Source organism: Capnocytophaga sputigena (genome assembly GCF_002302495.1).
In the GTDB taxonomy this organism is placed as follows: Bacteria; Bacteroidota; Bacteroidia; order Flavobacteriales; family Flavobacteriaceae; genus Capnocytophaga; species Capnocytophaga sputigena.
The window spans coordinates 2,165,001-2,179,986 of sequence record NZ_CP022379.1; the positions used below are offsets into that span (position 1 = coordinate 2,165,001).

Consider the following 14,986-nt stretch of genomic DNA (forward strand, 5'->3'; position numbering starts at 1 on the left):
GAGTTAAGAGATAAGAAGTAAGAAAGGTAATACTACTTATATTTTATCAATCTCTTAGGAAGTTAGTTACAAATATGTTTTTTATCCCTATATGTTAAAAAAATGATTAGGAATAGGTATTTTAGGATAAGATACAAAAAGGAGTTTTAAAAAGCTCTTATCTTTTACCTCTTACCTCTTACCTAAAAAGTTTAAGGTGGTTATAGTCAAAGGTCTCACCTCTTACCATTCCGAACAGAGCAGTTAAACCTTTTAGCGCAGATGGTACTACGGTCACGTGGGAGAGTATGTCGCCGCCTTCTTATAAAGAGCAATTCAGTAATGAGTTGCTCTTTTTTTATTATGAATTATGATGAATTGAACAAATAGAAAAGATAATAAATAAAAACTCCCCAACGCACAATGCCTTGGGGAGTTTTTTTGCTTTGTAGGAAGTTTTATTATTTCCTTTCTAAGATAAAGAAGTGATAAGTGGTTTCAAAAGGTTTTTCTACGGTGATTTCAAAAAAATAAGCTTGAGAATCAGCAGTGTTCTTAAACTTATCTTCAAGATTTTCTTTCCAGATGTTATCTTCCTTGGATAACTTTGGAAATATAGTGTCAACATCCCATCTTTCTTCAAACTTCTTTCTTAAATCTTTGTCGCTGTCACAAACAATGAGTATAAATCCATTACTATTTCTATTTTCAAAGTGTTTTTGAATAGATTCTTGGTACTCTGAAAAACCTCCTTTATCTTTTGGGAAGTGATATTTAAACTCTATTTTAAAAGGATTTTTAGGGAAATTTTCGTCAACTAAAGATAAATCAACGCGGGTGTAGGAGGTTCGTTCTTCTCCTGTAGTTTTCTCTTTTTCTAAGCGAGGGTGTTCCGCTATGGCTCTGACTCCTTTTTGACTATGATACTTGTTGAAAAGAGCTAACAATAGATCTCTGATGTGGAGTTCTTGTTTTAGGTTAAAGAAATTGTTGTTGAGTTCAGTTAATTGTACTCTAAACTCATCTGATTCGATGATGCTTAATAGCTGTTTAAACATTTTGCTCATATTATTATTGTTTTAGTTATTACTTTATGTTTGATTGTGCAAATATACTAATTTTCTACGATAGTACACTCTTTTCTTATGATATATTCAGGTTTGCAGTATTTGTAAAAAACAGTTTCCCATTCTCCATTATTGAGGTAGGTGCGCATAAACTTTATTTCCTCAATATCATTTAGATTATACATAACGAAAAAAGAAAAATTTTCGTTTGCCCAAATTTCACCATAGTGCTTTAAAAAACAATCTCTATAAATAGGTTCTTTAGCATATTCAATATCTTTGCAAACAATAACTTCTTTTCCAATATACTTATTTATATAAGTACGTTTTACTTTGTCCTCAAAATAGTGGTAGTTAGTGGTAGTTATTAACTCAAAATCTCGGTAAGGTTTATGTTCAAAGAAGCACCTTTGAATAAATCTTCCTTGTTCATTGAAGAAAAGTACTTCTTTGTCACCATAATAGTAATCTAGAATTTCCTGTTTGGTGAGTATGTCTTTTTCATAGGAATTGATAAATACTTTTCGGTAGTCTTCATATACTTTACCATCATAAGACATATTGTATTGTACTTTATTTCCTTTTTCGTCGTACAAGAATGATTCTTCAGTACTTAAACCTTTTACGCCTATTAACTCTTTTTTTTGGTTGTAGTTGTATTCATATTTTTGAGTGATTTCATTATTTTTTAGGATAGCTATCATATCACCTTTTTCATCATATAACCACTCTTGGGTTTTGCTTGAAGGGAGAGGATCAATCACTTTACTAAGGAGTTTATTTTCGTTGTACAAAAATTTTCTAGTACAAGGTATTTCTCCTGAGATTGTAGCCGTCCACTCAATGATTTGATCGTTTTCATTGTACTTAAAAGTAATGAGGATGTTGTCTATTTCATAGCTTGTTATGAAACCTTTATCGTTGTAAGTTGTTGTAAAGTATTTATTATTATGAGAATAATCAAAAATATCAAAAAAGTTTTCTATTTCTGGTTTATCATTAAAAGAATCTATATTATATAAAGTTACTGCCATTCCGCGAAATTCGCTAATAAGTGTTTGGATAGTTTCAGGAATAAAAAGTTCATAATCTTTAAATGCTCCTAAGCGCACAGTGTTGTTCTCATCTTCTACTGCCTCGTATTCTTTGTAAGTAGTTTGCACTTTTTTGTTGGCAAAGAAAGTATTAGGCTCCATTATAGGAATATAAGGTGAATCAGGACGTTTTAAGCCGTTATTTTTTATTTTCATTGTTGTTTATTTTTTTAGTTTTACAAATATTGGGTAAGAGGAGGTTCCCTTTAAAAGCAACCTCCTCAGTTGTTTTAACTGCGTTTTATCCAAGATAAACCTCCATTTTTTGAACAGTACAAACCTTTATCAGTTTGTGCTAAGATTTCATTACCGGAGACTGTTAAATCTTTAAAGATATAACTGCCAGAGTAGCGACCAATCCAAGAAATTCCATTATTCTTAGAAGCCTCGATTTTCTTTGCATTTTTTGGACAAATGCGAACCACTTCGTTTTTAAATGTAACCATTAAACTCATAATTATTATAGTTTTTAGTGAGTGCCTACTCTATATGGTTTTCGGCTTCCCCAGTATTTCTTTATTTTTAGGCAAAGTTATCAACAGGAAGTGATATAACTCGTTGTTATAAAAACTTTTTAGCCTCAGCAGCAATAGCAGGAATAAGCTCTTTAGAGAAGCTATTGCTTAATTGTTGAGTATAGATAAGAATACGTTTGTTATCCTTACTAAAGTGTAAGAAATAACGGTCTCTTCCTACTTTTATTTCTTTTTGGAAAACGACATCAAAAGTTCGTTCTAAGTCAATTTGGTAATGTTTTGGATAATCATTGGAATAGAAAACTCCTTGAAAAAAGGCATTGCAAAGAGAGGTTTACGCTCTTCTATAGACTGTTTTCTAAGCGCTTCTATATCCTCACTCTTGTAACTTTCCTTAGTAGGGTAATCATTAAATTCAGTAATGAAAAACTCTTTTTGAAAGTTGATTTTCTCAAGTTTTTCACCTTGTAAAAATAGTTGTTCGTAGAGCTTTTCGTAGTTTAAATAGGTACGACTGGTTCCTCCTTTTTTGCTTTTATCCCAACTATTATATTGATTGCCGTAAGCATATAAGGGATTTTCGTGAGAGATGAGGCGTTGACTATCGTAGTTAGGTACTTCATTAGTAGAAAGTATGCGCTCCCATTGAGATACATTACTTTGGAAGAGCTCTTCTTTCCTCTTCTCTAAATTTCGATAGTCTCTTCATTGCCAATGTGTGCGGCTTCTTTGCCGATTATCAAAACTTTACCATTAGGATTGCCATACCCTACAAATAGATTGTTGGCTTTGCAGTAGACTACAACCTCTTTGAAAGCTTGTGTATACATATAATTTAAGTTTTTAATATTATATTCTTTTTCTGTGTAAAAGCATTAATTTTCGACTACACTGCACTCTTTTCTAACGATATAGATCGGTTTCCCATTATGATAGAAAATAGTTTCCCATTCTCCATTAGGAGAGTAGTTGCGTACAAACTTTTCTTTCTCGTTATCGTCTAGGTTATTTATAACTAAAGAAGAAAAATTTTCGTTGTGCCAAATATTACTATAATTAGAAAAATGATTTTTATAAAGAGGTTCTTCAGTGCACTTAATATCTTTACAAATAATAACTTCTTTCGCATTATACTTATTTATGTAAGTGCATTTTACCTTATCTTCAAAATATTGGTAGTTAATACTTTCTTTTAATTCAAACCCTCGGTAATATTTGATTTCAAAGTACTGTTTTTCAATTACATTTCCTTGTTCGTCAAAGAATAAAAACTCCTTCTCTCCATTCTCGTAGTACAAAATTTCTTGTTTGGCAAGACGTCCATTTTTATACGAATTGATAAATACTTTTCGCTCGTTTTCTCTTTCGTTTTTTTCGTTTTCTTCGCTGAAAGAACAAAATAGTGTTTTATTGCCTCTCTCGTCATATAGGAACAAATCTTCCCACATAAATCTCTCATTTCGATAACGTTTTAAGCTTACTAATTCACCTTTTGAGTTGTACTTATATTTATACTCTTCAGGATTTTCCCCATTTTCTATAACGACTACCATATCGCCTTTTTCGTCATATAAATACTCTTTAAAAATACCTGTAGGGATCTTTTCTGTAATTTTATAGAGCAAACCTTTTTCATTGTACAAAAAACTGTATGTACAAGGTATTTGATCAGAAATAGTAGCAGTCCATTCGGTGAGTTGTTGCTGTTCATTATATTTAAAAACAAATACAAAATCGTCTACTTCGTAACTCGTTACTAACCCCTGTTCGTTGTAAGTAGTTACAAAGCATTCACAACCACTGAAAAATAATATGTTATGCCACAATGTTTTGGTCGTTTCATCAAGGGATTTTTTCGTTCTAAAATCTCTTGCCATATCATCATATTCCTTGATAAGGTTTATGATATCCTCAGGAATAACAGCCACATTTTTTTTAAATTTGCCTAAGCCAATGTTGTTGTTGTCTATGAGTACCTCGTATTCTTTGTAGGACGTTTTTACTTTTTTGCCTGCAAAGAAAAGATTGGGTTCTACCTTAGGAATATAAGGACTTCTAGGATAATTTTCTAAACCGTTATTTTGTATTTTCATTGTTGTTAAATCTTTTTTAGAAGGAGTAACAAGCCTAAGTTTATTATAGGCTTGCACTCCTTGTGAAATGTAAATTAAATGCTTCTTATCTTTCCACCATTTTGGTTTCTCAGTTCCATATCTCCGTTTTTTAAGGTGATGAGTATGTCTGAATTGTAGAAAATAGCTTTTACAGCATTACTTTCTACAACTGTAGATTTACGTTCTCCAGAATCGTTGCAAAGATCTGTTCTACCATTGCTGTAGGTAATTAAAACAGATTTTTCATCATCGCTGAGAGCAGCGTCAATTACATTGCTTTGTGCAATCGTTCTGATACGACCTCCTGAATCACTGAGAAGATCTAATCTTCCATTTATAATTTTTAAAATCATATTATTATAGTTTTTAGTGAGTGCCTACTCTATATGGTTTTCGGCTTTCCCAATGTTTTAAGGTAAGAGTTAAGAGGTAAAAAAGCTTTGTTTGTACTTGATGATATATAACTCTTTTTCAAGTTTTTTGGCTTTTTTAATGCTGTCGTTAGTGCCTTTTGACTGTCCGTCCCAGAAAGCAAAAACCACTTCGGCATTTTCGATGATTTGAGTGTTGCGCACAAGGGTCGCCCCACGCCCATACCTTTGGTAATCGGGTTTGAAAACGAGGAGAGGAATACCCATCTCAGCAGCAAATTGTGCGGCAAGGGTGTCGGCTCCTTTAGCACCACCCGATACGATGTTTTCGGGTTTTTCGTGCGTATTGATATACGCTAAAATACTTTCTTTCAGTAGGGTGTAATCGCTAAAATCACGTCCCCCAACAATGGCTATATTCATATAAATCGTTATTTGTTGGGGGCAAAAGTCGATAGCAAGAGCGACAAAAACTGTCGCTCGAAGAAAAAGTTTGTATATTTGCAAAAAAAATAGTGAAATGAAGAAGTTTTTAAGACAACGTTTTATCGTGGAACGCCTGCGTATGAAGCCTCATTCGTATGAAGATTTGATAAAAGCTTTACAAAAAAGTGAGGAATATTGCGATGTTGAGTCCTTTACTGATCGTACTTTTCTGCGTGATAAGCAAGAAATTGAGAAAATCTACCACATAAAAATTGAGTATAATAACACTCTTAAAGCGTACGAAATCACAGAAGATAACGACCTCTATACTCAAAATCTATTAGAAGCGTTTGATGTGTTTAGAGCGTTGCAGAATTACGGCAATCTTTCAGAGGTGATTCAGTTTGAAAAGCGATTGCCTGCGGGTACGGAATATCTGTCGCCGCTGCTTAGGGCTATCAAAGAAAAGCGACAGGTAGCGTTGCATTACTATAAGTTTTGGGATAAAAACAAACAGCCAGTGGTGCGCACGTTAGAGCCTTATTTGCTAAAAGAAGCGCAAAGACGCTGGTATGTGCTGGCGTGGGATGTGGAGAAGGAAGCGTTGCGGGTGTTTGGTTTGGATAGAATTAAGCACTTAGATGATCAGCGGGGAGTGAAGTTTCAGCATCCTGTACCAGAGGGCGTAGAGCACTTTTTTGACGATAGTTTTGGGGCGTGGGTAGACAACGAGCGTACGCAAGCTGAAGAGGTGGTGCTCGCCTTTAAAAAGTTACCCACCGACTCGCCTTTTGTGCCTAACCCTGCTGAATACCTCAAAGCGATGCCTTTACACTCTTCGCAAGAGGTGATGAGTGAAACTGAAGATGAAATTGTGCTCAAACTGCACTTGAAAATTACTCCCGATTTTGTGAAGGAAATACAATCGTACGGCAGTAGGGTAGAGTGGAGGTAAGCAATTGTACGAGTGGCTCAAACTGCCAAAATGGCACTGTTTTTGTAAATGGCAAATTGTTTGCTATCAAAATACGAAATAAATCTAATAAGAATCATTATGAGTACTGAAGATATTAACAAAGACGATTTTGAATTTGAACAAGACCCTGTGGATTACACTCCTGAAGAGGATATGTACAAAACAGTGGAAATTCCTGAAGATGAGGACTTCGATGACTTCAATGAGGACGAAATGCCTTTTGATTTAGATGACGACGACTCTTTTGAAGAAGAAGAACCTGAAGCAGAGGAAGAATTGGAAGAGCCTGAAACAGAAGAAGACTCCAAAGAAGAGCAACCTGAAGAAGAGGATTCTGAAGAGCCTTTTGAGGATGAAGACTTTGAAGCGTTTGAAGAAGAACCTGAAACAGAGGAAGAACCAATGGAACAGCCTCCATTAGAAGATGAACCTACTCATACTTCGGAACCTACTGATGAAGAGCAGATTATGTATAAAGACCCTAACGAACCTGAAAAAACGGATGAGTATTTCAACAAGGAAAGAGACCGCTATTTGCGTCTGTTTGCTGAGTTTGATAACTACCGCCGTAGAACTATTAAAGAACGTGAAGAATTAATAGCTACTGCTGGAAAGGACATTTTGTCAGCTATGTTGCCTATAGTAGATGATTTTGACCGTGCTTTGGTGGAACTCTCTAAAACAGCAGATGAGAATACACTTGAAGGGGTGAAACTCATCTATAACAAACTTATAAACACGCTAAAATCTAAAGGTTTAGAGCGTATGGACGTTGCTCCTAATGATGTGTTCGACAGTGAAATTCACGAGGCAATTACACTCATTCCTGCACCATCGCCTGAGTATAAAGGCAGAATAGTGGATGTAGTGCAAGCAGGCTACAAATTAGGTGATAAAATAATACGTTTTCCTAAAGTAGTAGTAGCACAATAAGAAGTTTGAAATGAAAAGAGATTACTACGAAATATTAGAAATACAGAAAACAGCTACGGCTGCCGAAATAAAAAAAGCATACCGCAAACAAGCATTAAAATACCACCCCGACAAAAATCCTGGGGATAAAGAAGCTGAAGAGAATTTTAAATTAGCTGCTGAAGCCTATGAGGTGCTCAGCGATGAGAACAAACGCGCTCAGTACGACCGCTTTGGTCACGCTGCCTTTGAAGGCGGTATGGGAGGCGGTGGTTTCTCAATGGACGATATATTCAGTCAGTTTGGCGATATATTTGGCGGTCATTTTTCAGGGAATTTTGGTGGTTTTAGCGGTTTTGGTGGCGGTAGTCGGCAGGTATATGTGAAAGGTGAAAACTTGCGTATACGTGTGAAAGTTACCTTAGAAGACGTTGTGAAAGGTACTGAGAAGAAAATAAAAGTACGCCGCAAAGTAAAAGCTGAAGATACAACTTACAAAACTTGCCCAACGTGTAATGGTCGCGGACAAGTGGTACGACAAGTGAACACAATGCTTGGTATGATGCAAACTGCCTCTACTTGTTCGGCTTGTGGCGGTGCTGGTGAAGTGATTGATAAACGCGGTACCGATACTGATGCCCAAGGATTGAAAACTATTGAAGAGACTATCTCTATCAATATTCCTGCGGGTGTAATGGATGGTATTCAGCTGAATATGAATGGAAAGGGTAATGAAGCTCCTGTGAAGAACAGTGTTGCTGGTGACCTTTTGATTCTTATTGAAGAACAAGAACACGAAACTCTCAAACGCGAAGGCGATAATTTGCATTACGATTTGTATATCAGTTTCCCTGAAGCTGTTTTAGGAGCTACTAAGGAAATAGATACAGTAACGGGCAAAGTGCGTATCAAATTAGAAGAAGGCATACAATCGGGCAAGATATTGCGCTTGCGAGGCAAAGGTATTCCTAGCTTGCAAGGACGCGCAACGGGTGATTTGATTGTTCACGTGAATGTATGGACTCCTAAAAACTTGAACGATGAGCAAAAGGCTTTCTTTAAAAAGATGCAGGAGGATGAGAATTTCGCTCCTAAACCCGATAAGCACGATAAGTCGTTCTTTGAAAAAGTAAAAGAAATGTTTTCATAGGTTATAGATTTTGTTAAATCTAAAAAGGGACTACCTTACGCAGGTAGTCCCTTTTTATTTTGTATTTTAAGGCGTATCCTTCTTAGAAGAAGTAACGTTTGAAAGCCTCGATAGCGGCATAGTCGGCGAAGCCTAAATTGCGGTAACGACGAGCGGTTTCGCTGTTACGAGCTTCGGCGCGTTGCCAGAACTCACGCAAGTCGTCTCCTTGGAACATAGCACCATCTTTTTGAGATTGGTGGAAGAAGATGGCTTGACGTTTTTTGAGTACTTGTGCTGGACTCATAGGGACTGCCATTTCGATTTCGTGGATGTCCCATTCGTGCCAAGCTCCACGGTATAACCATACCCAGCAGTCTTTCATATAATCTTTGTGTTTTAAGTTCTTCAAAGCAGCAAAGATAGCATCGAGACATACTTTGTGAGTTCCGTGAGGGTCGGCGAGGTCACCTGCAGCATAGATTTGGTGAGGTTTTACTTCTTCAATCAAATCCATAATGATTTTGATATCGGCTTCACCTATAGGGTTCTTTTTCACACCACCTGTTTCGTAGAAAGGCAAGTTGAGGAAGTGTACTTGGTTATCGGGCACTCCTTCATAACGTGTAGCAGCCAACGATTCGTGGCGACGGATGTTACCTTTGAGTTGGCGTACGAGAAGGCTATCGATTTCGTTGGATTTTTTATTGGTGATATTGCTAATAATCTCGTTGATTACAGCTACTTCAGTTTTGTTTTCTTTGGCTATATCTTTGAATACTTCGGCGAATTTAAGCGCTTCGTGGTCGGATACGGCAAAGTTACCAGAAGTTTGGTAAGCTACGTGTACTTCGTGACCTTGAGAAACTAATCGGTCGAAAGTACCTCCCATAGAAATTACATCGTCATCGGGGTGAGGACTGAAGATAATTACGCGTTTTTTGTGAGGATGTTCACGTTCAGGGCGGTTGGTATCGTCCGCATTAGGTTTACCACCTGGCCATCCTGTGATGGTGTGTTGCAAGCGGTTGAACATAGCGATGTTCAAATCGTAAGCAGGACCTGATTCTGCCAAGAGTTTGGACATACCGTACTCGTTGTAATCGGAATCTGTGAGTTTGAGGATTGTTTTACCCAAGTGTTCGCAAAGCCAAACAATAGCTTTTGCTTTGAGGTCTTCGTTCCATTGTACATCGGTAACGAGCCAAGGGGTTTTGATACGAGTAAGATCGGCGGCTGCTTCTTCGTCTAATACAAAAGTAGTGTTTTCGTGAAGTTGGAGGTAGCTTGAAGGTACTTCGGCAGTGATATCACCTTCTACGGCTTTGGCTACGATAGAGGCTTTACTGCTACCCCAAGCGAGCAATACGATGCGGTGTGCTTTTAACACGGTGCGGATACCCATTGTAATGGCTTGGCGAGGCACATTGTCGATGCCGTGGAAGGTTTCGGCGGCATCGGAACGGGTGATGTGGTCGAGAGTGATGATGCGGGTACCAGAATTGCGGTTAGAACCAGGTTCGTTGAAGCCGATGTGACCGGTACGACCGATACCGAGGAGTTGGAAATCAAGTCCGCCGCAATCTTGGATTTTTTTGTCGTAATTAGCGCAGTAGGCTTCTAATTCGTCGTGAGATACGGTTCCATCAGGGATATTGATATTTTCTTTAGGGATATCAATATGGTTGAAGAGGTGCTCGTGCATAAAGTACCAATAACTTTGTATATCCTGTTTTTCCATTGGATAATACTCGTCTAAGTTGAAGGTAATTACGTTTTTGAAACTAAGACCTTCTTCTTTGTGCATACGCACGAGTTCGTCGTAGACTTTTACAGGGGAGGAGCCAGTGGCTAAACCTAATACGCATTTTTTGCCTTCGGCTTGTTTCTTTTTGATAAGGTCGGCGATTTCGTGTGCGACACTAATTGAAGCGGTTACGGAGTTCGAGAAAACGATGTTGTGGATTTTCTCGAAGCGAGTTTCCTCAACAGAGCCAGCAGGCTGATGAGCGATTGATGAAACTTCTTTTCTGATATGTGTTCTCATTTTTTATTGATAAATGATGTTATAATAAATTTCAGTTTTGACCCTGCAAAGGTATATCTTTTTTATGGTTTATACAAAAAAATTAACATTTTATTATAATGAAAAGTGAAAAGGATGAGAGGGATGGTTTTGAGGGTTTTGGGATTGCTTTGTGATGTAAAATAAAAAAACTTTGCTAAAGCTTACTTGCTTTAGCAAAGTTAGTATTTTTAGAAATTTGGTTTTAATTGATGTTTGTTGAAATAGAAGTCTTCGATGACTTTGATGACTTCGTCTTCGGTGTCTACCAAATGGAACAAATCTAAGTCTTCGGGACTGATGTTGTTGAACTTTTCTGACAATATTGATTTTATCCACTCTACAAGTCCGCCCCAATAATCGGTGCCTACTAAAATGATAGGGATTTTGTCGATTTTATGGGTTTGTACGAGGGTGAGGGTCTCGAAAAGCTCGTCGAGGGTGCCGAAACCGCCTGGCATCGCTACAAAGGCTTTGGAATACTTGACGAACATTACTTTGCGGGCAAAGAAATAGTTGAACTTGATGTTCTTGTCGTGGTCGATATAAGGGTTGTTGGTTTGCTCGAAGGGGAGGTCGATGTTGAGTCCGGCAGATACGCCTTTGTTGAGGTGTGCGCCTTTGTTGCCGGCTTCCATAATGCCGGGTCCTCCACCGGTGATGATGCCAAAACCTTCGTCGACTATTTTTTGGGCGATGCGTACGGTGAGTTCGTAGTAGGGGGTGCCTGGCTTGATACGGGCTGACCCGAAAATGCATACGCAGGGTCCTATGGAGCTCATCTGCTCATAGCCTTGGACAAATTCGCCCATTATTTTAAAAATAGACCAAGAGTCGTGTGTTTTGGTTTCGTTCCAAACTTTAGAATGTTTTTTCATTGAATTAAGTATTAAAAGTTAAAAGATAGCCCCCACATACTCTGCTCTCGCAGACTTCCCCGAAGGGGGAATAGCCGGAAAAAATATTGAATATCAGTGTAATCAATGGAGTTTTCAGAGGGACTCTGAAAATTTCTGAGTGACGAATGCCAAGTGATGTTAGGCAGCTGGGGCTGCGAGAGTTTTTTGCCCACGAATTTCACGAATTTGCACGAATTTTCGCCTGACGGCGAAGGGAGTGAAAAGTGAAAAATCTAAGGTCTCAGAGAGGCTCAGAGAGGCTCGGAGAGGAGCTGTGGAAAATTAACAAATTTGGACATTAGAGAATTAGCAAATTAGTTTATAGATTCATTATTTTTACTTTCAAATTTTTTAAGGTCGTTGCCTTTGAGAGCATTTTCAACGAGCTCGGGGAGGCGATCGGGGGTGCAGGCGAAACAGGCGATGCCGAGTTTGCTGATTTCCTTGCCAAGTTTTTCGTCGTAATCGGGACGACCGCTATCGGAAAGGGCTAAGAGTACCAATACTTTTACGCCGTCCTGATGCATCTCGTTTAGACGACGTAGTAGTCCGGAGCGCACACCTCCCTCATAGAGGTCGGATATGAGGATGAACATCGTTTTGCGGGGGTTCTCGATGAGCGTTTGGCAATATGCCACAGACTTATTAATGTCGGTTCCTCCACCCAATTGCACGCCAAAGAGCATATCGACGGGGTCTTGACGGCAGGCTTCGGTGAGGTCGGTTATTTCGGTGTCGAACACTACTACGTGAGTGTCGAGGGCTGGCATACTGGCAAAGATAGAGCCCATTACCGATGAGTAGATAATGGAATCGCACATAGACCCACTTTGGTCGATGTCGAGGATTACCGTCCAGTTTTTTTGTTTTTGAGTGCGCTCAAAGAAATAGAATTTTTCGGGTATGATGCGCTTGGTGGCGGTATCGTAGTTTTTGAGGTTGCGCTGAATGGTTCGTTTCCAATCGGTTGATGAGAAATTGGCGATGGGGGTATGTGCTTTTTTGTTGAGAGCGCCCGTAACGGCACGGCGGAGGTCTTGCTCCATACGTTTCATTATCTCATTGACGACTTCTTTGACTAACTCGCGGGCGGTGTCTTTGGATTTGGCAGGAATCTGGTCTTTGAGTGCCATTAGGGTGCCCACCATAGAGATGTCGGGCTTTACGTTCTTGAGGGTTTCGGGTTCAAAGAGCAGTTTGGTGAGTCCTTTGCGTTCGATAGCATCGGTTTGAATGACGCTCACTACATCGGGGGGGAAGAAGGAACGTACATCGGTGAGCCACTTGGCTAAGTTAGGAGCAGAGTTGCCCAAGCCAGCCGAGCGTTTGCCGCCGCCATTGCTATTGTTATTGTCATTGGTGTCGTCGTAGAGGGCGGCGAGGGTAGCGTCCATCAGCGATTGTTGTTCGTTAAGCGATACCTCGCCCAAAGCATTTGCGTCTTGACCCAAGATGAGTCGCCAGCGTGTGATATTTTCGTCCATTAGAGTATGTAAAAGATGAGACCTATTTGTAATACATTTGAACTGAGGCTCGTGCCATCAGTAGTTTTTACGTCTTTTAACAAAGGAGAAAGATTGTATTGCACGAAGAAATTCAGTGCATTATAGCCAAAAGCGGCAAAGGCTTTTACCTGAAATTTTTTAGCAATATCGGGGTTTTGGAAAGAAGTGTCGATATCGTTCGCGGTGTATAGGCTTCTGCCTCCTACGAGATAGGAGAATCGCATACCGGCATATACTCTCCAGAACTTGTGAGATGTAGGGTTGGAAGTGCGGAAGCGGAATTCTACGGGTATCTCGATAGCGTGGGTTTTGAAGTAGTTTTTGCTGATGTTCAAATCTCGGAAGTGCTCAACGATTTCGTAGCTCACAACTCCTGATGAGTTTCTATTGGCTACCATATTGTTATACACCACATCGTAAGCATAGCCTAACCCTATGCCGAACCCAAGATTGCGTTTTTGGTTGATAGGGAGGTCGCGGATGAAACCTAAGTGGATGCCGTGGGAGAGGTTGTGTTGCACGACACTGCTGGCTTTACCAGCGAGATAATCGTAGGTGAGACCAACGTAGAATTGATCTTCTAAATAACGGTTGTCGATGGTTGTTAGCGTAGAGGTTGCGCTTTGAGGAGAGGCAATTAGCCCATCATCACTATCCTCTTGAGCGTAAGTGAAGAGGGGGAGGAGTAAAAGAATGATATTTAGTTTGTTCATTTTTTTCTTTGGATTATATTTTTGGCAAAGGTAATAAATAATTACGAATTACGAAATACGAATTACGAAATATGAGGGAAGGTGCGAGTCACACAGGCAGAAAACTTTGGCAAAGTGTAGTGAAACGAAATTTGTAAATTAATTTTGAAGAGCTATAATTTTTTCTAAGTTGTTTTTTCTTCTAAATGAAAAGTCTTTGCTGATGGCATCTACATATTTGATAATACGAGCGGTTTTCTGTAGGGTTGCAGGCTTGTTGCTGGATTGAAGGAGTAATTCGGAGATGATTTCTAACGCCTCAGGATCGTTTTCGTATTCTGAAAGTAGGGTTTCGGTGGGGGTGTTAAAGAAGTATGTGAGATGGTGCTGGGTGTATTTTTCAGCCAGCAGGTCTAAATGTTTGCGTTCTTCTTCTTTGGCTGCCTTGGGGTTTAGTAGGGCAGTGAGTTCCTCAAAGAAACGGTCGATTTGGCGTTTCAGATAGTCTTTTTCAATCATACATAGCAAATGAATTACAAATGACGGTTCGAGCCACACAAGCAAGAAAAGGAATTGATAATTAACAAATTTACTAATTATCTAATTTGCTAATTATCATGGTGCTAAGCGCTCTAATTTCCAGTCGTAGTCTTCTGTGAGGGTATAGCGCAGGCGGTCGTGAAGGCGGTTGGGGCGTCCTTGCCAGAACTCAATACTCTGAGGGCGTACTAAAAAACCTCCCCAATAGGCTGGACGAGGCACTTCTTTGCCTTCAAACTCTTTTTCTAATTGATGTAAACGTTCTTCTAGGTATTCTCTTGAGGCGATGACTTCACTCTGCGGTGAGACTATGGCTCCTAATCTGCTGCCGAGAGGACGGGATTCGAAATAGCCATCGGAGGTGTTTTCGGGGACTTTTTCGGCTATTCCTTTGATGATAATTTGTCGTTCGAGAGATGGCCAGAAAAAGGATAGACACAAATGAGGATTGGCGAGAATGGCTTTGCCTTTTTCGCTTTCGTAATTGGTATAGAAAATAAAACCTTCGTAAGTGTACTGTTTGAGGAGTACAACGCGGGTTTTTGGGAATCCGTCGAATCCTATGGTGCTGACGGACATTGCGTTGGCTTCATCTACGCTGTCGCTCTCATCGGCTTCGTAAAACCAAGTTTGGAAGAGTTGCATAGGGTTTTCCGGAGCATCGCTTTCTAAAAGCACGCGTTTGTCGTAAGTTTTTCGGTAGTTGCTTAAATCCATATTGAGTGAATTTTAGACAAAGAT

The 14,986-nt window shown here is 39.2% G+C and carries 16 protein-coding genes and 1 rRNA gene; 4 read left to right on the forward strand and 13 right to left on the reverse strand.

What is annotated here, in order from left to right; genetic code table 11:
• Positions 1–192: 192 nt before the first annotated feature.
• Positions 193–302 (forward strand): 5S ribosomal RNA (rrf, locus tag CGC57_RS09780).
• 138 nt (positions 303–440) lie between these two features.
• Here rrf and CGC57_RS09785 read toward each other — a convergent pair.
• The 7 genes from CGC57_RS09785 to CGC57_RS09815 form a co-directional block, all read right to left on the reverse strand.
• Positions 441–1,046 (reverse strand): hypothetical protein, encoded by a 606-nt coding sequence (locus CGC57_RS09785; protein WP_232033982.1) that lies wholly within the window; start codon positions 1,044–1,046, stop codon positions 441–443.
• A 47-nt stretch (positions 1,047–1,093) separates the two neighbouring features.
• Complete coding sequence (locus CGC57_RS09790) at positions 1,094–2,296, reverse strand: hypothetical protein (protein ID WP_095898970.1); 1,203 nt, start codon at positions 2,294–2,296, stop codon at positions 1,094–1,096.
• 74 nt (positions 2,297–2,370) lie between these two features.
• Entirely contained in the window at positions 2,371–2,595 is a 225-nt protein-coding gene (locus tag CGC57_RS09795; protein WP_095898971.1) for a hypothetical protein, read from the reverse strand.
• A 707-nt stretch (positions 2,596–3,302) separates the two neighbouring features.
• Entirely contained in the window at positions 3,303–3,446 is a 144-nt protein-coding gene (locus CGC57_RS13045) for a hypothetical protein (RefSeq protein WP_232033983.1), read from the reverse strand.
• Positions 3,447–3,491: 45 nt separating this feature from the next.
• Entirely contained in the window at positions 3,492–4,709 is a 1,218-nt protein-coding gene (locus CGC57_RS09805; RefSeq protein ID WP_095898972.1) for a hypothetical protein, read from the reverse strand.
• Between the two features lie 74 nt (positions 4,710–4,783).
• Positions 4,784–5,083 carry a hypothetical protein gene (locus tag CGC57_RS09810; RefSeq protein ID WP_095898973.1) on the reverse strand — a complete coding sequence of 100 codons (300 nt, stop codon included), beginning with the start codon at positions 5,081–5,083 and terminating at the stop codon, positions 4,784–4,786.
• 69 nt (positions 5,084–5,152) lie between these two features.
• Positions 5,153–5,524: a DUF2493 domain-containing protein gene (locus CGC57_RS09815; RefSeq protein ID WP_095898974.1), complete on the reverse strand. Its 372-nt coding sequence runs from the start codon at positions 5,522–5,524 to the stop codon at positions 5,153–5,155.
• Between the two features lie 97 nt (positions 5,525–5,621).
• On the opposite strand from CGC57_RS09815, the gene CGC57_RS12925 reads away from it, so the two are divergent.
• From CGC57_RS12925 to dnaJ, 3 genes are all read left to right on the forward strand, one after another.
• Positions 5,622–6,482 (forward strand): helix-turn-helix transcriptional regulator, encoded by an 861-nt coding sequence (locus CGC57_RS12925; RefSeq protein ID WP_172595628.1) that lies wholly within the window; start codon positions 5,622–5,624, stop codon positions 6,480–6,482.
• A gap of 423 nt (positions 6,483–6,905) precedes the next feature.
• Entirely contained in the window at positions 6,906–7,436 is a 531-nt protein-coding gene (locus tag CGC57_RS13160) for a nucleotide exchange factor GrpE (protein WP_262482497.1), read from the forward strand.
• A 10-nt stretch (positions 7,437–7,446) separates the two neighbouring features.
• Complete coding sequence (gene dnaJ, locus CGC57_RS09830; protein ID WP_095898976.1) at positions 7,447–8,565, forward strand: molecular chaperone DnaJ; 1,119 nt, start codon at positions 7,447–7,449, stop codon at positions 8,563–8,565.
• Between the two features lie 82 nt (positions 8,566–8,647).
• Here dnaJ and nagB read toward each other — a convergent pair whose 3' ends face one another.
• The 6 genes from nagB to pdxH all read right to left on the reverse strand — a co-directional run bounded on the left by nagB (position 8,648) and on the right by pdxH (position 14,962).
• Positions 8,648–10,591, reverse strand: a complete 1,944-nt coding sequence (nagB, locus tag CGC57_RS09835; protein ID WP_002682146.1) for a glucosamine-6-phosphate deaminase — start codon at positions 10,589–10,591, stop codon at positions 8,648–8,650.
• 209 nt (positions 10,592–10,800) lie between these two features.
• Positions 10,801–11,487 carry an LOG family protein gene (locus tag CGC57_RS09840; RefSeq protein ID WP_002682147.1) on the reverse strand — a complete coding sequence of 229 codons (687 nt, stop codon included), beginning with the start codon at positions 11,485–11,487 and terminating at the stop codon, positions 10,801–10,803.
• Positions 11,488–11,822: 335 nt separating this feature from the next.
• Positions 11,823–12,992, reverse strand: a complete 1,170-nt coding sequence (locus CGC57_RS09845; protein ID WP_095898977.1) for a VWA domain-containing protein — start codon at positions 12,990–12,992, stop codon at positions 11,823–11,825.
• Entirely contained in the window at positions 12,992–13,726 is a 735-nt protein-coding gene (locus CGC57_RS09850; RefSeq protein WP_095898978.1) for a porin family protein, read from the reverse strand. The genes CGC57_RS09845 and CGC57_RS09850 overlap by 1 nt, the downstream gene beginning before the upstream one ends.
• Positions 13,727–13,864: 138 nt before the next feature.
• Complete coding sequence (locus CGC57_RS09855; protein WP_095898979.1) at positions 13,865–14,224, reverse strand: hypothetical protein; 360 nt, start codon at positions 14,222–14,224, stop codon at positions 13,865–13,867.
• A gap of 96 nt (positions 14,225–14,320) precedes the next feature.
• Positions 14,321–14,962 carry a pyridoxamine 5'-phosphate oxidase gene (pdxH, locus tag CGC57_RS09860; protein WP_095898980.1) on the reverse strand — a complete coding sequence of 214 codons (642 nt, stop codon included), beginning with the start codon at positions 14,960–14,962 and terminating at the stop codon, positions 14,321–14,323.
• Positions 14,963–14,986: the final 24 nt, after the last annotated feature.